Origin of the sequence: Acinetobacter sp. 161(2023), assembly GCF_037027805.1 — a bacterium.
Classification (GTDB): Bacteria; Pseudomonadota; Gammaproteobacteria; order Pseudomonadales; family Moraxellaceae; genus Acinetobacter.
The window spans coordinates 54,064-73,207 of the sequence record NZ_JAZEYD010000015.1 but is presented as its reverse complement, the minus strand read 5'-3'; the positions used below and the strand labels follow the sequence as shown (position 1 = coordinate 73,207).

Sequence of the window (19,144 nt, the reverse complement as noted above, 5' to 3'; positions counted from 1 at the left end):
AGTAAATGAGGGTGCGCCAAGCAACAGTTTATATTGATCGCAATGCACTTCAATATAATTTAAACCGTGTCAAACAACTCGCAGCAAATTCAAAAATTGTAAGTATGGTGAAAGCTAATGCTTATGGACATGGAATCAAAGACTGTTTAGCAGCCTTAAATGCCTCAGATGCCTTTGGTGTCGCCTGCCTACAAGAAGGTTTAGAAATTCGTGAACTCGGATTTCAACAACCTGTTACTTTAATTGAAGGGGTATTTTCTGAAGATGAAATGCCAATTGCAATTGAACAAAAATTTGAATGTGTGATTCACCATCAACAACAGTTTGAATGGTTAATTAAACATAAGCAAAAATACATCGCTCAAGGTTTAAAAGTCTGGGTTAAGCTTAATAGCGGCATGAACCGTTTAGGCTTTAAAGTTACTGAAATTATTGAAGTTATTAAAACTTTAAAAGCCGAAGGATTTACCTGTGTGCTGGCGATGCATTTCGCAAATGCAGATGTAGACCACCCGCTTAACGAACAACAAAAGCAACAATTTTTACAAGTTAAACAAGCTTGTGATCCAGTTTTAGCATCTTGCTGTAACTCTGCTGCTATTTATAAATGGCCAGAATTACATTTTGATTATGTTCGTCCAGGTATTATGCTTTACGGCGCTTCGCCTTTTGCAGATAAAACAGTCCATGATCTTGATTTAAAACCAGTCATGACTTTTTCAGCAGAAGTGATTGCACTCAATCATATTCAAACTGATGAACATGTTGGTTATGGCTCTACTTTTAGTGCCAAACAAGCAATGGATATCGCTATTGTTTCTATAGGTTATGGTGATGGTTATCCACGGGCTTATATCAAACAAAACTATGTGGCTATTGATAAACAACTCTGTGCAGTTGTAGGCCGAGTGAGCATGGATATGCTTGCAATCGATGTGACAGGCAAGCAAGTAAAATTAGGTACGCCAGTCGAACTTTGGGGTGCACACCGTTTAGTGGATGATGTTGCGGATGCAAACGGAACGATAGGATATGAATTACTCTGTCGCCTAAGCAATCGCCCTACTCGCAAAAGCAGTTAAATAATAAAATATAAAAAAATCCAAGCTTGCTTGGATTTTTTTATTAGTTTTTAAAATTTTATCGCCAGTAATCATCAGTTGGTTTTGGCATTTCCTGTAAACCGCGACGCAAAGTATCTGACCACTGTTTACTAATCTGTGAAAAATAAGGATCATCTTCTGTAATTCGTTTTCCCATTGGGATCACAAAACTATCTTTATTGTAAATCAATGCATCAAGTGGCAAGCCAACAGAAACATTTGAACGCAAAGTTGAGTCAAAAGAAATTAGGCTACAACGTAATGCATCATCTAGTGGCATTGCATAATATAAAGCACGATCTAGAATAGGTTTGCCATATTTACTCTCGCCTATTTGAAAGTAAGGTGTATCTGTAGTCGCGCAAATAAAATTACCTTGTGGATAGACATTATAAAGTTGCATGTCACCACCTTTAATCTGTCCACCCACCAAAATACTACAGGCATAATTCATTTGTTCCTGAGTATCTGAACTAATATCCTCTAAAACAGTTTTCAAGGTTTTACCAATCAGTTCAGCTGCCTCAAACATCGTATTAACACTATATAAATTAGGCTCTTGCTGCAAAGTAAGGGCATTTTGTAAATGACCGATAACGGCCTGCGTTGTTGCTAAATTACCTGCTGTTTGCAAGGCAATAAAACGCTCTCCAGTAACACCGAAAGTATGCAATTTTCGGAACACAGAAATATGGTCAACTCCTGCATTAGTTCTCGTGTCACTAATAAACACTAAACCTTGTTCCAGTCTTAGCGCACAACAATAGGTCATCTCATTCTCTTTACATTCAACATGCCAACACTTGAACCACAGACATCATGTTCTCAACCCCGCCTTGCTCTCTTACACCACGAATAGGTGCTACATCAAGATAATCACGGCCAACCGCAAGGTAGATATGATGTTTGGGTGTAAACAACTGATTGCTTACATCAAAACAATACCACTGATTTTCTAAAAATACTTCCGCCCAAGCGTGACTGGCAAGGTGCGGATAGTTTTGATCAAATAGATAACCAGAGACATAACGTGCTGGTAATTGTAACGCACGACACATTGCAATTAAAACATGAGCATGATCTTGGCACACTCCTTGTCCCGCATGAAACGCTTCAGTTGCAGTTGTCTGAACCGATGTACTTTCAGGCTGATAAAGTATTTTCTGCAAAATGTATTCACTTAATAACGCAATATGCTGTCGGTCTTTGATCACTACAATATTTCTGGCAAAGTCCAACATTTCTGCATCACATCGGGTTGCACTCGTCATCTGCAAAAACAAATTTGTAGGTGTAGATAGATTTACACAACCCAGCTCTACATTTTGGAGTTCAACGATTCCTTGAGCCATAAATGTAAGATGTTGGTATTGATAGCGTTGACTAGCTGTCATCCATACATTATCAAATATGTCTCTTTTGATCGTTTTGTCACCCGGCACGCTAATTGCCCAATTCATAACATGTTGATGCGGCGATGTTTGAGGCATCATTTTAATATACTGAATACTGTTTTGAGCAGTTTCAGTATAGCTATAATGCGTTTGATGATTAACCATCAATTTCATAATCAGACCTCAAACATATTTTCCAACTGCTGCGTAAAAGTATAATAAGCATCCCACGTGAGCTGATGCTTTAGTACTTGCCAATTTTGATCTATATTCTCCCAACCTAAGCCAGCAAGCCGTTGCACGATGACATCTAGCTCTGACACCAAGGCTGATAAATCCTGCCCGAAACGTAGCTCTATATCAAATTGCTCTATTTTTTGACCTAAATGCAGAAATAAACCCACATCTTCATTCTCTGCTTCTAATATTTGAGTACATTTTTCAACAGCTTTTCTCAAAATTTCCGGTTGGCCTTGAAGCGTGTTAATAACATGATTTAATTCTGCATAAGCATTTGATGACAATATGCCTCTTAGTTCCTGAATATTATCTTTAGCAATAACCAACTGGTTCAGTAATGAAAATGTTTGCTTCTTGTCTAACATATAGTGATTTAGTAATTCAGCATTTTCTATTACCAGACCAAATGCTGCTGCAAATTTTGTTGCTTTCTCATCTTGTGTAAAGGGTAAATGAGAGGCTGCAAATTGAACTCTCATTAAATATCGACCCAACCAATATATTTGATGTGCACTCGAATTGAGTAAAACCATAAAGTTCCTCTTTAACCCACAATTAGGAATGTAATGTTTCGACAACCCATGTATCTTTTATACCGCCACCTTGGGACGAATTTACGACTAAAGAGCCAGCCTGCATGGCTACTCGTGTTAAGCCACCCGGTACTATTTCTGTACGATAAGGTGAACTCAATACAAATGGACGTAAGTCAATGTGACGTTCAGCCACTCCTCCTGTAGTTAAAGTCGGAGCTACAGATAAGGCTAAGGTAGGCTGTGCAATGTACATATGAGGCGTGGCGATCAATTTTTTTCTAAAATCATCAATTTCACACGAACTTGCTTGAGGCCCAATTAACATGCCATAGCCACCCGATCCCTGTGCTTCTTTAACAACCAATTGATCTAAATTAGACAGCACATAATCTAAGTGTTCATCTTTACGGCACTGATAAGTAGGTACATTTTTTAGAATTGGCGTTTCACCCAAATAATATTGAATCATTTGATCCACATAAGGATAAATGGATTTATCATCAGCCACGCCTGTTCCAGGCGCATTTGCAATCACAACATTTTTTTGCAAATAAGCAGACATAAGGCCTGCTACACCTAAAGCACTGTCTGGTCTAAATGCTAAAGGATCTAGAAAATCATCATCTAAACGGCGGTAAATTACGTCTACTTTTTGACGTCCACGAATAGTTTTGACAAAAACTTGATCATTTTCGACAAATAAATCCCGATTTGTAACCAGTGGTACATCCATTTCACGTGCTAGAAAAGCATGCTCATAAAAAGCACTGTTAAAACGCCCCGGTGTTAGTACCACCACAAAAGGTTGGTCCACAGGTGAGTTCTCTTGCAATATTTCTTTTAAAAGTTTTGGATAATGCTCAATTCCCTGCAAATTATTGGCTGCACATAACTCAGGCATCAATTGTTGGCTAATGTTTCGGCTTTCAATCATATAAGATACGCCAGAAGGTGTTCTTAAATTATCCTCTAATACAAAAAACTCTCCCTCACCATCACGGATAATATCAATTCCGCTAATTTGCGAATAAATTTTACCTTTCAGAGAATGTTTAAGCATATGGGGTTGGAAAGCCTCATTCCCCATAATTTGCTCTTCGGGAATGAGTCGTTCTTTTAAAATATGCTGTCCATGATAAATATCATCGAGGAAATAATTTAATGCTTTAACACGCTGTGCACAGCCCGAAGCTATTTTCTCCCACTGTTTTTTTTCAATTACCCGTGGAATTAAATCAAAAGGAATTGTTCGCTCTGTACCATCTTTATCACCGTATACGTTAAAAGTAATTCCATGATAAAGAAAATGCTGCTTCGCTTGAGCATTCAATTCTTTTAGCTCATCTAGAGTACGGATACTCAACCATTGCTCAATTTTTTTAGAAGCCACACCATTTGATGTTACATCATCCAGCATCTCATTAAAAAACTGTGATTTTAGCTGCTCAAATAGATTGGTTTGTACGGAAATATGTTCTAAAAAAGAGGTTGGATTAATGAGTGCCTTAGTCGTCTGTTCTTGTATAAAAAAATCATTTTCGGTATGTAATTCATGCTCTTGTTCTGACATAACCACCTCGTTTTATCATTTATCTATATTTCATTTTTAAATAAGCAATTTCAGTGCCATTTATATATCTTTAATATTTTTATGGTGTTTTGTTATAGCTTTCTTCTTCTCAATCTTAACATCTATTGTAAAAGGACCCATAAACCGAATCTGACAAACTTGCTAAATGTGTAAAGATTTTTTATTGTGTTGACACCAAAGCAGTTGGATATAGATGTATTACGCTTATGTCTGTAATAGAAAAAGAAACTTCAAATAGTTTATATCGCCAATGGCAGATTTTATCTCGCCTCCCTACCGGTAAATGGATCGGGACTCGAGAATTACAAGAAATGCTTGAACGTGAAGGTATTGATATCAGTTTAAGGACTATTCAGCGTGATTTAAATCAAATTGCTCAGCGCTTTCCAATTGAAAGTAATAAGGCTGTACCTCAGGGCTGGCGGTGGCAATCAGATGCGCCTATTCAAAGCTTACCTCACATGACTAGCTCTCAGGCAGTAACATTTATGATGGTTGAGGAGCATCTAAAACACTTACTTCCACCTAGCCTGCTTGATGAGATGGGGCCTTGGTTTGATTTAGCTAAACGCAGCCTCTCTACACAAAATAATGTGAGGCAATGGATTAACCGAGTACGCATCGTACCAGCAAGCCAACCGCTTATCCCACCTGTAGTCGACCGTGCTGCTCAACAAGCAATTTATGAAGGTCTACTCCAAGACAAACAAATAGAATGTATTTATCGCGCACGAGTCAATCAAGGAGAAGACAAAACTTATGTTTTAAATCCTTTGGCTCTGGTACAAAAAGGTGCAGTAATTTATTTAATTTGCACACGACATGACAAAACTGAAGTACAAACATTTGCTTTGCACCGTTTTAAATCAGCAAAAGTCTTAGATAGTCGAGCTCTACACCCAGTCAATTTTGATATTGATGATTATATCGATTCAGGTGCTTTAGGCTTTAGAGTGGACTACAAACAGCCAACTGAATCAATTCAACTCACATTAACCATGACAGAGCAAACTGCCAGAACTTTCTATGAAAGTCATTTAAGTAAGGACCAAACTATAATTCCACTTGAAGAAAATATCGTAGAAGTTACAGCGACAGTACCTTTTACATCTCAACTAGTGTGGTGGTTACGTAGTTTTGGCAAGAAATTACTACATATCGAACCTATTCAAGTACACAACGCTGTACGAGAAATTGAATCTGAGAATAAATAGATATAAAAAAGAGAACCATAAGGTTCTCTTTAGATTTTGAATTATAATTTTCTTAATTTTATATTGGCTCTTATATTTATAGTTGTTTCAGATCAATCTGTTCTCCTCCTACAAAACTGATCTACTCTTTCTTTTGCGCTATTTTAAACATGAACATTGGCATGCCATTTCATCTCTATTGTAGCGAATTGATTTCATTGTCATGGTTAAAGCCCTCTTGTTTGAACGTAAATTTAATATAACGGGCTGCTTTAAATATGTGAAATAAGAAAAAAAGGAAGTGAAATCTATTTTCCTCCTTAGGAAGTTTGCATATATTTTTGGAACAAAAAATAAAAAAGCCCAGTCTTAACTGGGCTTTTTTTACATTTAAAAGATTAAGCTGTCTTCTTAATCATATTGTTCTTACGAATTGTGATCATTACAAGCTGAACTGCTGCTGGTGTAACACCAGGAATACGGCTTGCTTGAGCTAATGTTTCAGGAAGAACCATTTTTAATTTCTGGGTAATTTCACGCGACAAACCAGACACTACGTCATAATCAAAATCGGTAGGAATTTTAGTTTCTTCAAGACGCTTTAACTGTGCCACATCTTCATGCTGACGGTTAATATAACCTTCATATTTCACAGCAATCTCGATTTGGTCGCCAACTTGCTCAGAAACTTCAGAACCCGTAAGTTCTGCAATTTGACCAAAGTTAATATTAGGGCGTTTAAGCAAATCAATCGCGCTACATTCTTTACTTAAGTCAGCACCCGTCATCTCAACGAATTTTTTACCCATAGGGTTATTTGGTGCCGCCCACAAATGTTGTAAACGGGAAGTTTCACGCTCAACCGCTTCCATTTTTTCACAATAAGTAGCCCAACGTACGTCATCAACCAGACCAAGTTCACGACCAACAGTCGTTAAACGTTGATCCGCATTGTCTTCACGCAACATCAAACGATATTCAGCACGTGAGGTAAACATACGGTATGGTTCTTTAGTACCTAAAGTAATAAGGTCATCAACCAATACACCCATGTAAGCCTGATCACGCTTAGGTGTCCACTCTTCTTGCTCCCACGCACGACGCGCAGCATTTAAGCCAGCAAGTAAACCCTGAGCACCAGCCTCTTCGTAACCTGTTGTACCATTAATTTGGCCAGCAAAATATAGACCACTAATCGCTTTAGTTTCGAGAGTAAATTTCAAAGCTTGTGGATTGAAATAGTCGTATTCAATCGCATAGCCCGGACGCAAAATATGGGCATTTTCCATACCACGAATAGAGCGAACCAGCTCAAACTGCACATCAAATGGAAGCGAAGTCGAAATACCATTTGGATAAAGCTCGTGTGTATCTAAACCTTCTGGTTCTAAAAACACCTGATGTGAGTCTTTATCAGCGAAACGGTGAATTTTATCTTCGATTGATGGGCAGTAACGTGGCCCTACACCTTCAATAACACCGGTATACATTGGTGAACGATCTAAACCACCACGAATAATGTCATGGGTTTTTTCATTCGTATGCGTGATATAACAATTTACTTGTTCAGGGTGCATAGAAGCATCACCCATGAATGACATAACCGGAGATGGGAAATCGCCAGGCTGTGGAATCATGACTGAAAAATCAACTGAACGTGCATCAATACGTGGAGGTGTGCCCGTTTTTAAACGACCCACAGGTAGTTTTAATTCACGTAAACGCTGAGCAAGCGCAATAGAAGGCGGATCACCCGCACGACCACCACTTGATTTTTCTAAACCAACGTGGATTACACCACCCAAGAATGTACCTGTAGTCAACACGACAGTTTTAGCATCAAAGCGAACACCCATTTGGGTAACAACACCTTTAACCGTATCACCTTCAACAATCAGGTCATCAGCCGCTTGCTGGAAAATATCAAGATTTGCTTGATTTTCCAAAGTATCGCGGATGGCAGCTTTATAGCGAACGCGGTCAGCCTGAGCTCGTGTTGCACGCACTGCTGCACCTTTACGCGAATTTAAAATACGGAACTGAATACCACCTTTATCGGCAGCTAAAGCCATTGCACCGCCAAGTGCATCAATTTCACGTACTAAATGTGATTTACCAATACCACCGATTGCTGGGTTACAACTCATTTGGCCCAAAGTCTCAATGTTATGGGTCAAAAGCAAAGTCTGTCGTCCCATACGCGCAGCAGCGAGGGCCGCTTCCGTACCTGCGTGACCGCCACCGATAACGATAACATCATAAACTTTAGGATAGTGCATGAGTACAAAAACACCAGAAAAAAAAGACGGAACATTATAGCAAAATTATCTGCTTGTTGATGTATATAATTACAAAATTGTCGTCACATGATTTACGCTACACCACATCTTTTGACATTTTGTTTCATGAATTCAATACAAAGTGAATGTTTTTAAGAATTTTTTATTCTAGAATAAAAAACGTACAGTACTTCTATCACTTTAGAATTAACGCAACAAGAAGGAACACAAAATGAAAACGACTATGTTAAAAATCTTAACCGCATCTCTCCTTTGTTTTTCAGGCGTAACGCTGACCCACGCTGCGACTGATCACACTGCTAAATCGACTCATATGGCTAAAAGCAAAACAGCTCATCATGCTGCTGAGTCAAGCAAATCAGAGATGCAAAAACAGCTGAGAGCTTGTGCTAAAAAACGTCAGGGTGAATGGGTTTCTTACAGCCATAATGGCGCAACCTTTAATGGTACTTGCCAACCAAACGAAAACGGTAAACTACAATTTAAAGCTCCTGCTCCTTAATCCGTTTTTGACATAAGGTATAGAAGAAACAATTTATTTTCCGCTATATCTCATCAGTATTTTTAAAGTCGGTCCATTAAAGATGGGCCGCTTTCTTTTTTAAAACTCTCTAGTCCGCTACAATACGCCTTTAAATAAAATTTTTAGGTCCTTTTCGTGAAGTGGTTACAAATACACATTACCGTTGATCAAGAACAAGTTGAGTTTACAGAAACACTTTTAATGTCTCTAGGTGCGGTAAGCGTAACTCTGGATGATGCTGAAGATCAGGCTTTACTTGAACCATTACCAGGTGAAACACCTTTATGGAACAAAGTAATTGTGACAGGCATTTATCAACAAGACGAACAAGACCCAATTGATGTCGACACTTTAGAAGCTTTCTTAAAAGCTCAACTTCCAGATGCTCCTACTATACGTCACGAAGAACTTGAAGACCAAGTATGGGAACGTGCATGGATGGATTATTACGAACCAATCCAAATTGGGGAAAAGTTCTGGATCGTACCTGAATGGCTAGAGCCACCAGAAGCTGATGCAACTAACATTAAGTTAGACCCAGGTCTTGCGTTTGGTACAGGTAACCATGCAAGTACCTTCTTATGCTTACAATGGTTAGGTAAAACTGACGTTAAAGATAAGATCGTGATTGATTATGGTTGTGGTTCAGGCATTTTAGGTGTAGCTGCTTTATTGTTAGGTGCAAAAAAAGTATATGCCACTGATATTGACCCTCAAGCTGTTTTAGCAACAAAACAAAATGCCGAACTTAATGGCGTATTAGATCGACTATATGTAGGCCTGCCTGAAGAATTCGATCAAGACTTTAAACCTCAACAGGCAGATGTTTTAGTTGCAAATATTTTAGCGGGTCCATTAATGGCACTTGCGCCAGAGTTTGCAAATTTAATTAAATCTGAAGGTGAGTTCGCACTTGCAGGTGTAATTGAAGAGCAAGTTGCTGATGTTTCAAGTGTTTATTCTGAGTTTTTTGATATATTAGATGTCGAAAAACGCGAAGAAAACTGGTGTCGCATTTCAGGAAAACGTAAAACAATAAATTGAGATTTTTTAATTCATGAATGAAAAACAAACCCGCTGCCCCAAGTGCTTAACAGTCTATAAAGTATCCCTTACTCAATTGACTGTTGCTCAGGGTATGGTTTGTTGCCCGAAATGTGATTCAAACTTTAATGCACTCACCCATCTGATTAATATTGAACAGCCTGTTATGGTTAACTCATCTACATTAGTCAACGGTTCAATGCAAACGAGATATATGACACATTCTCACGTGTTAGATATCTTTGATCAAAAAGTTGAGAATTCAAATATTGATCTTTTAACTTATCTCAACAACTTAAATTATTTTCACAACGAAGCTATTAACGCTCTACCCAATCTTAATCTAGCTGAACAAACATCCTCACAGGAACAAGACAACAACAAAAAGCATAGTTGGCTGTACTATACGCTCTGGAGTTCTGCTAACCTTATTTTAATTTTAGTTTTTACTTTTCAAATTCTCTGGTTTAATCCTAAGCTCATGCATGCAAGCCCAACCGTAAGCCATGCATTTAACTATGCTTGCCAAATACTGCACTGCAATAAGTCAGCCGAACAATATCAACTTATTTATATAGAAAAATTAAAACTCCGCAAAGTGGACACAAGTCATACACAATTCTCCGGGATATTGATTAATCAGAATGATAAAAGTATTGAACTTCCCAACTTAAAGTTAAGTTTTACAATAGAGCCAAACAAAACAGAAGAAATTATTTTGACTCCTCAACAATATCTTGTTGAAAACTTACGAGGTATTCAGAGAATTCCCTCTGACACGCCTTTCCGATTCCAATTTGAGCTAAACAAAAGCAAAAAAAGCCTATTAAATTATCGATTAGAAATTGTCCACCCCTAAAATGTAAAAAAAGTGAAAAAAAAATAAAAAAAAATGCAGTTAATTTGCTCACTTTTTCCTAGACAATGGTATGATACGCGCCACGAAAGCTTTGACTCATATACTCCTCGCTCTCAATCCAAAAAAAATACTGTTAAGCATGTGTGCTTTTCTACTTTAAGCACATAGCCTAACTTTTTTTGTTTTTGAGGGAGCTGTAACAAATATTTAACTATTGTTACGCTTATTTTTTATTCAATACGAAGAAATATGGCAAGCTAATTGTTCTTATGTTTTAGAGTCACTGTTTTAGGATCTAAAACAGGACTCCGTATTTTTAGACCACATTTATATACTACTTTATCCAAGCTAGTATTTGATTTTCGGATTAACTCGCATGAATAGCAAATCTCCTATTTTTACTGCACAATCTGATGTTGCTCTTCGCATCCACGTTGATCGCGCAGTTCGCCATTATTTTGCACAATTGCAAGGTGAGCAACCATCTCAGGTATATGACATGGTGCTAGCAGAAATGGAGAAACCTCTTTTATCTGTAGTTCTTGAATATACACGTGGTAATCAAACCCGTGCTGCAGAGATTCTTGGACTCAACCGTGGCACTTTACGTAAAAAGTTAAAAGCTCACGGTTTAATGAGTGAATAAATGATAAAATGCTCACGACTTCGTGGGCATTTTTTTATGCTTATTGGTTTTAATCCGTAGACTTGAAATTGTTGAATTAAACATCATGACTATTAAACGTGCTTTGATTTCTGTATCTGATAAGACAGGAATTGTCGAATTTGCTCAAAACCTTGCAGCTTTAGGGGTAGAATTATTATCTACAGGCGGCACATACAAGTTGCTTAAAGATAATAATATCGCAGTGGTTGAAGTATCTGAACATACTGGCTTCCCTGAAATGATGGATGGTCGTGTTAAGACATTACATCCAAAAATTCATGGTGGTATTCTTGCTCGTCGCGGCTTAGACGAAGCAGTAATGGAAGAACACAACATTGATCCGATTGATCTAGTTGTTGTAAACCTTTATCCATTCGCTGCGACAGTTGCAAAACCTGACTGTACTCTTGCTGATGCAATCGAAAATATCGACATCGGTGGTCCTACAATGGTTCGAGCGGCTGCTAAAAACCATGCTTCAGTAGGTATTGTAGTAAATGCTTCAGATTACGATACTGTAATCAATGAATTAAAAACTGCTGGTTCACTTTCTTATGAAACACGTTTTGATTTAGCTGTTAAAGCATTTGAACATACTGCTCAATACGACGGCATGATCGCTTCTTACTTAGGCGCTCGCGTTGGTAAGACCGAAGGTGAAGCTGATTTATTTCCTCGTACGTTCAATACCCAATTGAACAAAGCACAAGATTTACGTTACGGTGAAAACCCACACCAATCTGCTGCTTTCTATGTTGAAGCAAATGCAAAAGAAGCATCAGTTTCTACAGCAAAACAGTTACAAGGCAAAGAATTGTCTTATAACAACATTGCTGACACAGATGCTGCACTTGAATGTGTTAAATCATTCGCAAAACCTGCTTGTGTAATTGTAAAGCATGCTAACCCTTGTGGTGTTGCTGTTTCTTTAGACGGCATTAAAGCTGCTTACGATTTAGCTTATGCAACTGACCCAGAATCTGCTTTCGGTGGCATTATTGCATTCAACCGTGAGTTAGATGTTGCAACTGCTCAAGCAATCGTTGACCGTCAATTCGTTGAAGTAATTATTGCTCCAAGTATTGCTGATGGTGTGCTTGAAGTTACTGGCGCTAAGAAAAACGTACGTGTTTTAGTATGTGGTGAATTACCTGCGATTGATACACGTGCACCACAACTTGACTACAAACGCGTTAATGGCGGTTTATTAGTTCAAGATCAAGACTTAGGTATGATTACTAAAGATGATCTTAAAGTAGTAACTAAATGCGCACCAACTGAACAAGAAATTGATGACCTCATCTTTGCTTGGAAAGTTGCGAAATATGTAAAATCAAATGCAATTGTTTATGCGAAAAACCGCCAAACTATTGGTGTTGGGGCAGGTCAAATGAGCCGTGTTAACTCAGCTCGTATTGCTGCTATTAAAGCTGAACATGCTGGTTTGGTTGTTGAAGGTGCTGTAATGGCGTCTGATGCATTCTTCCCGTTCCGTGATGGGATTGATAATGCGGCTAAAGCTGGCATTAAATGCATTATTCAACCAGGTGGTTCTATGCGTGATGAAGAAGTAATCGCAGCAGCTGATGAAGCTGGTATTGCAATGGTCTTCACTGGTATGCGCCATTTCCGCCACTAATTTAAATTTAGTCCTCCCTAACCCTCCTTTTATTCAGGAGGGTTTTCCACAATAATGGAGCTAACTCTCCAACTTGAGGGATAGAGGGAGATGAAAAGGATTAAAGTTAAGGAACAAATTAAAAATGAATATTTTAGTTTTAGGTAGTGGTGGTCGTGAACATGCTTTAGCATGGAAAATTGCGCAAGATACCAATGTTACTCAAGTTTTTGTTGCACCAGGTAATGCTGGAACTGCAACAGAAGATAAATGTGTTAATGTTCAACTTGATATTTTAGACAACTCAGCAATCATTGCTTTTGCTAAAGAAAATAATGTTGATCTTATTATTGTTGGTCCAGAAGCGCCATTAGTTAATGGTGTGGTAGATGCTGCACGTGAAGCAGGTTTAAAAATTTGGGGACCTACTCAATATGCAGCGCAGCTTGAAGGTTCAAAAGCATTTGCTAAGCACTTTTTAAAGCGTCACAACATTCCAACTGCTTTCTATGACGTTTTCACTGAAGTAGATGCAGCTAAAGCGTATGTTGAAAAAAATGGTGCACCAATTGTAATTAAAGCGGATGGTCTTGCTGCTGGTAAAGGCGTAATCGTTGCAATGACCAACGAAGAAGCTTTTGCAGCAATTGATGACATGCTTGCTGGCAACAAATTTGGTGATGCTGGTTCACGCGTTGTGATTGAACAATTCCTTGCAGGTGAAGAAGCTTCTTTCATTTGTATGATTGATGGTAAAAATATTTTACCAATGGCAACGTCACAAGATCACAAGCGTATTTTTGAAGGTGATCAAGGTCCTAATACTGGCGGTATGGGTGCTTACTCTCCTGCCCCTGTTGTAACTTCTGACATTTTTGAACGCGTTATGACTGAAATCATGCGCCCGACTGTTGAAGGTATGGCTGCTGACGGACATGTTTACACGGGTTTCTTATATGCTGGTCTAATGATTGACGAGCAAGGTCAACCTCGTGTGATTGAGTTTAACTGTCGTTTTGGCGACCCTGAAACTCAACCGATCATGATGCGTTTAAAATCATCTCTTGTTGAATTGGTAGAAGCTGGTATTGCTGGTAATTTACCAAAAGAAGCTGAATGGGATGAACGCAAGTCAATCGGTATTGTACTCGCAGCAGAAGGCTATCCTGATAGTGTACGTAAAGGCGATGTAATTTCTGGTATCGGACAATCACCAGAAGATACTAAAATTTTCCATGCAGGTACTGCAACTCGTGAAGACGGTCACATCGTGACTTCTGGTGGTCGAGTTCTTTGTGTAACAGCATTGGGTGACAGTGTTCTTGAAGCACAAATTAATGCGCTAGAAGTATGTGGGCAAGTTAACTTTACGGGTATGCAATATCGTAACGACATTGGTTACCGCGCAATTGCACGTGAAAAAGCTTAAAACTCTACAAGTTTAAAATGCTAATAAAAAAGCCTCTATATAGAGGCTTTTTTATTATGTCTTACAATATAAGGGAATCGTATAAATCTTTATCATATTCTTAAAGATATCAATAAATAGAAAAAAAGCCCTCTATATCAACTACATTTTTATTGCTATCATTAGCACATAGTTGTAACTGTCATCAGACACTGCTGTTTTAATAATTTCCATAAAGACTTGCTCTACAAATTATGCCTGTAGAGAGTTTTTTAATATTCTAAATTTATGAATGCTCGTTTGGTTACTGTTGGGGATGAACTGTTTGGGGAAACAGTTTTTGTTTATTAAACAATTACCCTCTGTTATAGCCAAAATATGCAAGCAAATTATGGAACCCCAGAAAAAGATCACAGAGTTTAGACTAGTTGTAATTCCAACTCCTCTCTTTTCATATTGATATAGATCAATCGTTATTGTTCTATATCTTAATCAGGACTTTTTTAAATGAAAAAGCTGATCAGCCTTTTTTTAAGCATGTCAGTAGTATTATTGACAGCATGTAGCAAACAAGAAAATGCTCAACAAGCCGAACAAAACAATGATAGCTCCCAAGTACAAAAGGTAGTGATTGCCTCTACAGGTTCAGATGCTGATATTTGGCGTTATATCGCAACTTTACCTGAAACCCAAGCTGCTGGCTTAAAGTTAGAAGTGAAAAACTTCTCAGACTCCATTTCAATGAATACAGCGATTGCAAATAAAGAAGTAGATTTGAACGCATTCCAAGCTTATTCTTATCTTACTGCATTTAATAATTCAAACCCGGATAAGATTGCAGCGGTTTCTACCACTTATATTGAACCAATGGGGATTTATTCAAGTAAATACAAAAAAGTTGAAGAGCTATCAGAAGGCGCAACTATTGCAATCCCAGATGATGCTGCCAGCGAATCTCGTGCGCTACTCTTGTTACAAACTGCTGGCTTAATCAAGCTTAAAGCTGACTTTAATCCTATTCAGGGCAGTCCAATTGATGTTATCGAAAATCCCAAAAAGATCAACATCAAACCAATCAAAATGGAAACTGCATTACGTCTTAAAAATGAATTTGATGCAGTTGTATTAAATAATACCATAGCACTCGAGGGAGGTTTAAACGTACTCAAAGATTCTATGTTCTATGAACCTATTGATCAAATCTCAAAAATTAGTGTAAACGTTCTAGCAACTGCTGAATCACGTAAAAATGATCCTGTCTTGCAAAAAGTTGGTAAGCTTTACCACAATCCAGCTGTTAAAAAATACATTGAAGAGCACTTTGGTGGAACAAAAGTTGACGTAGACAAACCAATCAGCTATCTCTCAGAAGCTAAATAGTAATATAATAGCCCAAACGTGAAACAGGCAAATTCTCTTTGCCTGTTTTTTCTTTCCAGCATAGCTTCTGACGATATGATTCAATTTAAAAACATTTCAAAGCACTATCAGCTCAAAAGTCAAACCATACGCGCACTCGACCAAATCAATTTAGAGATTCCGGAGGGCAGTATTTTTGGCATTATTGGCTATAGTGGTGCAGGTAAAAGTACCCTAATTCGCCTGATCAACCTACTTGAGCGACCAACAGAAGGTCAAATCATTATTAATCAGAAAGATTTCACCGCTTTGGATGCGCGCTCATTACGTCAGGAACGTGCAAGTATAGGAATGATTTTTCAGCACTTCAATTTATTACAAACTAAGACAGTTGCTGAAAATATTGAAATGCCAATGCGTCTGCTGAATTACAAAAAGGCAGAACGTGAAAAGCGTTTGAATGAGTTATTAGAATTCATTGATCTTAAGCATAAAAAAGATGCTTACCCAGATGAACTTTCTGGCGGTCAAAAGCAACGTGTTGGTATTGCCCGTGCTTTAGCAAATCATCCAAAAATTCTTTTGTGTGATGAGGCAACCTCTGCCCTAGACCCGCAAACAACCAAGTCAGTTTTAGAACTACTAAAGAAAATTAATCAGGAGCAAAAAATCACGATTGTTATGGTGACCCATGAAATGGATGTCATTGAAACTATTTGTGATCATGTGGCTGTTATGGAAGCAGGTAAGGTCATTGAACAAGGTTCAACGATTGATATTTTTAGCAAACCTCAACATCCAACCACTAAAAACTTCATTCAAACTGTTTTACATCAACAGTTGCCTGTAAATATTTTAAATCAGCTCGAAAACCAGCATCATCATAGTATTTACTGTTTACAGTTTTTAGGGCGTTCTGCTCAAGAACCTGTAATTCAGTCACTGATTAAAAAATTCGATATTAGCTTAAATATTTTATTTGCCAACATGACTGAAATTAATGGCACAGTCATTGGTCAAATGTTTGTGCAGCTTTTAGGTGATCCTCAGCTAATTAAACAGGCTATTGAGTTTTTGGAACAAAATGAAGTAGGTGTAGTTCAATCAGGAGATCAAGTATGAGAGATTTAATCGTACAGTGGTTAACTGAACTCACTCAACCTTTCTGGCAGAGTTCCCTTTCTATTGATCAGTTCGTTACAGCTTTGCAAGAAACCTTTCATATGGTTTTCTTCGCACTTTTGTTTGGTGGTATATGGGGCTTTATTCAGGGAATTATTTTATTAGTTACCCGTCCAGAAGGCATTTTACCCAATAAAGTGATTTATCATTTACTTAATCCAATTGTAAATGCTTTACGCTCTCTCCCTTTTATTATTTTACTTATTGCAGTAATTCCTCTTACTAAGCTGTTAGTAGGCACTTCAATTGGTACATGGGCAGCTATTGTTCCATTAACTATTTATGTTGGCCCTTATATGGGACGTCTGATTGAAACTTCATTACTTGAAGTCAATGAAGGAATTATTGAATCTGCTCAAGCGATGGGTGCTACACCTTGGCAAATTATCTATCGCTTTATTTTGCCTGAAGCACGCAGTTCACTTATTTTAAACCTTACCACAGCGACAATCAGCCTTATTGGTGCAACCGCCATGGCTGGTGCAGTTGGCGCAGGTGGTATTGGTGATTTAGCGATTTCGTATGGTTATCAACGTTTTGATACAAGCGTTGTGATTTTAACAGTTATTATCCTATTGCTATTAGTACAGATTGTACAAACGCTAGGGAACTGGTTAGCCAAGATCCGTTAAATCATCCATAAAAAAAGCTCTCTTCTAGGGGGCTTCTTTTGTTTTATACAACTCTTTTCTTAATGATAGTTGAGTACATGGCTCAATACCATTTTCTGGTATGATCAGACTTAGTCATTATTATTCATTTACTCGTTGGATTTAGTTTCAGGATAAAACAATGCGTTATAGAATTCATTTTATTGATGTGCAGAATGCTCTCCAAAACTATATCTGGATTTTAGAAGATACTGAAACCCAAGAAGCTGTAGCAGTCGACCCCACAGAAGCCGAATTGGTCACCCAATTTTGTCAGGATCATCAGTTAAATTTAAAACAAATCTGGCTTACTCATTGGCATAAAGACCATATTGGCGGTGTGGCTGGTTTAACAACTGCTCAAAATATTACTGTCTATGGTCCACGTGATGAGCTCACAAAAATTCTGGGAATTACCCACCCCTTACAACATGACGATCATCTAAAATTTAATGATTTGAAAGTAGAGATTATTGCAACCCCAGGTCATACCTTAGGCCACATTGTCTATTTTATTGAAGAGTTAGAAGCTGTATTTTGCGGCGATACCTTATTTGCAATGGGATGTGGTCGATTATTTGAAGGCACAGCCGAACAAATGTATCACTCACTGAGTCGTCTGGCAGCATTACCAACTCACACAAAAGTATATTGCACACACGAATACACGCTTTCAAATGCCGAATTTGCCTTAACGGTAGAACCGCATAACCATGCCCTATCAGAACGAACTGAAGAGGTCCGTGAGCTACGTAAAAAAGGATCAATCACTCTACCGAGTACAATTGAACTTGAATTAGCAACCAACCCCTTTCTTCGTGCAGAAAGTGTTGAAGACTTCGCTCACCTGCGTGCTCTTAAAGATAATTTCTAAAATTAAGCTTTTAAAGAAGATACAGTTTCATTCTGAGAGCTGTATCTTTTTGCTTATTACCTGTTGTCTGTAATTATTTTTTACATTTACTCTGTTTTTTATTTGCTCATTATTTTAAAAATAACGTGGAATTTATATTTAAAAAAAACACTCAACAAAACAGCCCTTCAAATAAAAGTTATTATTTTTTAGTCACATAACACACTAATGATTTTATAAAAATAAAATCTTTTCTTACTTTTTTACAAGTTGCAAAATAAAAAAAAGTTTTTCCCCTTTAAAAAATCTAATTAAAACCCTATTAATAAATAAGATGTAATGCCACGGATAGAAGGAGTTCTCACGTGAAAAAGGTTGTTAAAGCTAAAAATTTGATTGCGTTTCGTATTTGGTTAGAAAAGTTAGGGTATTCAGTTAAAAATCTTGCTGATGGGAAAGGTTTTACATTTAGTTTTAAAAAAGAATATGGTTTGGTAACCTGTGAGTTGTCTGGCAATTCATTAGCGATGCAATTAGGTGAAGAGTTTGAGGATCACTTAAAAGCATAATTTTTTACGACCCGATTTTAATTACAGTATTGTCTTTCTTGAAAGATAAATAATG

At 37.7% G+C, this 19,144-nt stretch carries 18 protein-coding genes; 13 read left to right on the top strand and 5 right to left on the bottom strand.

Annotated elements, in window-relative coordinates; genetic code table 11:
* The first annotated feature begins 11 nt into the window (after positions 1 to 11).
* Entirely contained in the window at positions 12 to 1,082 is a 1,071-nt protein-coding gene (gene alr, locus WA249_RS15090) for an alanine racemase (protein WP_336169876.1), read from the top strand.
* Positions 1,083 to 1,140: 58 nt separating this feature from the next.
* Here alr and WA249_RS15085 read toward each other — a convergent pair whose 3' ends face one another.
* From WA249_RS15085 to WA249_RS15070, 4 genes are read right to left on the bottom strand one after another with little or no spacing between them, the layout of a single operon-like run.
* Positions 1,141 to 1,875, bottom strand: a complete 735-nt coding sequence (locus WA249_RS15085; RefSeq protein ID WP_016137690.1) for a proteasome-type protease — start codon at positions 1,873 to 1,875, stop codon at positions 1,141 to 1,143.
* Positions 1,876 to 1,891: 16 nt separating this feature from the next.
* On the bottom strand, positions 1,892 to 2,671 hold the full coding sequence (locus tag WA249_RS15080) for a transglutaminase family protein (protein ID WP_336169875.1): 780 nt from the start codon (positions 2,669 to 2,671) through the stop codon (positions 1,892 to 1,894).
* Positions 2,672 to 2,673: 2 nt separating this feature from the next.
* On the bottom strand, positions 2,674 to 3,270 hold the full coding sequence (locus WA249_RS15075; protein ID WP_336169874.1) for an alpha-E domain-containing protein: 597 nt from the start codon (positions 3,268 to 3,270) through the stop codon (positions 2,674 to 2,676).
* Between the two features lie 22 nt (positions 3,271 to 3,292).
* Positions 3,293 to 4,843, bottom strand: coding sequence for a circularly permuted type 2 ATP-grasp protein (locus WA249_RS15070; protein WP_336169873.1), 1,551 nt, complete (start codon positions 4,841 to 4,843; stop codon positions 3,293 to 3,295).
* 227 nt (positions 4,844 to 5,070) lie between these two features.
* Between WA249_RS15070 and WA249_RS15065 the strand changes: the two genes are divergently transcribed.
* Positions 5,071 to 6,078 (top strand): helix-turn-helix transcriptional regulator, encoded by a 1,008-nt coding sequence (locus WA249_RS15065; protein WP_336169872.1) that lies wholly within the window; start codon positions 5,071 to 5,073, stop codon positions 6,076 to 6,078.
* Positions 6,079 to 6,455: 377 nt separating this feature from the next.
* Here WA249_RS15065 and mnmG read toward each other — a convergent pair whose 3' ends face one another.
* Positions 6,456 to 8,336 carry a tRNA uridine-5-carboxymethylaminomethyl(34) synthesis enzyme MnmG gene (gene mnmG, locus WA249_RS15060; protein ID WP_336169871.1) on the bottom strand — a complete coding sequence of 627 codons (1,881 nt, stop codon included), beginning with the start codon at positions 8,334 to 8,336 and terminating at the stop codon, positions 6,456 to 6,458.
* A 232-nt stretch (positions 8,337 to 8,568) separates the two neighbouring features.
* On the opposite strand from mnmG, the gene WA249_RS15055 reads away from it, so the two are divergent.
* The 11 genes from WA249_RS15055 to WA249_RS15005 all read left to right on the top strand — a co-directional run bounded on the left by WA249_RS15055 (position 8,569) and on the right by WA249_RS15005 (position 19,089).
* Positions 8,569 to 8,859: a hypothetical protein gene (locus WA249_RS15055; RefSeq protein ID WP_336169870.1), complete on the top strand. Its 291-nt coding sequence runs from the start codon at positions 8,569 to 8,571 to the stop codon at positions 8,857 to 8,859.
* A 156-nt stretch (positions 8,860 to 9,015) separates the two neighbouring features.
* Complete coding sequence (gene prmA, locus WA249_RS15050) at positions 9,016 to 9,924, top strand: 50S ribosomal protein L11 methyltransferase (RefSeq protein ID WP_336169869.1); 909 nt, start codon at positions 9,016 to 9,018, stop codon at positions 9,922 to 9,924.
* Between the two features lie 13 nt (positions 9,925 to 9,937).
* Positions 9,938 to 10,783 carry a zinc-ribbon and DUF3426 domain-containing protein gene (locus tag WA249_RS15045; RefSeq protein ID WP_336169868.1) on the top strand — a complete coding sequence of 282 codons (846 nt, stop codon included), beginning with the start codon at positions 9,938 to 9,940 and terminating at the stop codon, positions 10,781 to 10,783.
* Positions 10,784 to 11,159: 376 nt separating this feature from the next.
* Positions 11,160 to 11,429 carry a DNA-binding transcriptional regulator Fis gene (fis, locus tag WA249_RS15040; RefSeq protein ID WP_001086304.1) on the top strand — a complete coding sequence of 90 codons (270 nt, stop codon included), beginning with the start codon at positions 11,160 to 11,162 and terminating at the stop codon, positions 11,427 to 11,429.
* 85 nt (positions 11,430 to 11,514) lie between these two features.
* A complete protein-coding gene (gene purH / locus WA249_RS15035; protein ID WP_336169867.1) occupies positions 11,515 to 13,089 on the top strand; it encodes a bifunctional phosphoribosylaminoimidazolecarboxamide formyltransferase/IMP cyclohydrolase in 1,575 nt (524 codons plus the stop codon).
* A 124-nt stretch (positions 13,090 to 13,213) separates the two neighbouring features.
* The gene (purD, locus tag WA249_RS15030) at positions 13,214 to 14,497 is read left to right on the top strand and encodes a phosphoribosylamine--glycine ligase (protein ID WP_336169865.1); all 1,284 of its coding nucleotides are present in this window, start codon (positions 13,214 to 13,216) and stop codon (positions 14,495 to 14,497) included.
* Positions 14,498 to 14,983: 486 nt separating this feature from the next.
* Positions 14,984 to 15,856, top strand: a complete 873-nt coding sequence (locus tag WA249_RS15025; RefSeq protein ID WP_336169863.1) for a MetQ/NlpA family ABC transporter substrate-binding protein — start codon at positions 14,984 to 14,986, stop codon at positions 15,854 to 15,856.
* Between the two features lie 75 nt (positions 15,857 to 15,931).
* Positions 15,932 to 16,957 carry a methionine ABC transporter ATP-binding protein gene (locus tag WA249_RS15020; RefSeq protein ID WP_336169861.1) on the top strand — a complete coding sequence of 342 codons (1,026 nt, stop codon included), beginning with the start codon at positions 15,932 to 15,934 and terminating at the stop codon, positions 16,955 to 16,957.
* On the top strand, positions 16,954 to 17,649 hold the full coding sequence (locus WA249_RS15015) for a methionine ABC transporter permease (RefSeq protein ID WP_336169859.1): 696 nt from the start codon (positions 16,954 to 16,956) through the stop codon (positions 17,647 to 17,649). The genes WA249_RS15020 and WA249_RS15015 overlap by 4 nt, the downstream gene beginning before the upstream one ends.
* Before the next feature lie 160 nt (positions 17,650 to 17,809).
* Complete coding sequence (gene gloB / locus WA249_RS15010) at positions 17,810 to 18,541, top strand: hydroxyacylglutathione hydrolase (protein WP_336169857.1); 732 nt, start codon at positions 17,810 to 17,812, stop codon at positions 18,539 to 18,541.
* Between the two features lie 344 nt (positions 18,542 to 18,885).
* Positions 18,886 to 19,089: a hypothetical protein gene (locus tag WA249_RS15005; protein ID WP_016137675.1), complete on the top strand. Its 204-nt coding sequence runs from the start codon at positions 18,886 to 18,888 to the stop codon at positions 19,087 to 19,089.
* The last annotated feature ends 55 nt before the right edge of the window (positions 19,090 to 19,144 follow it).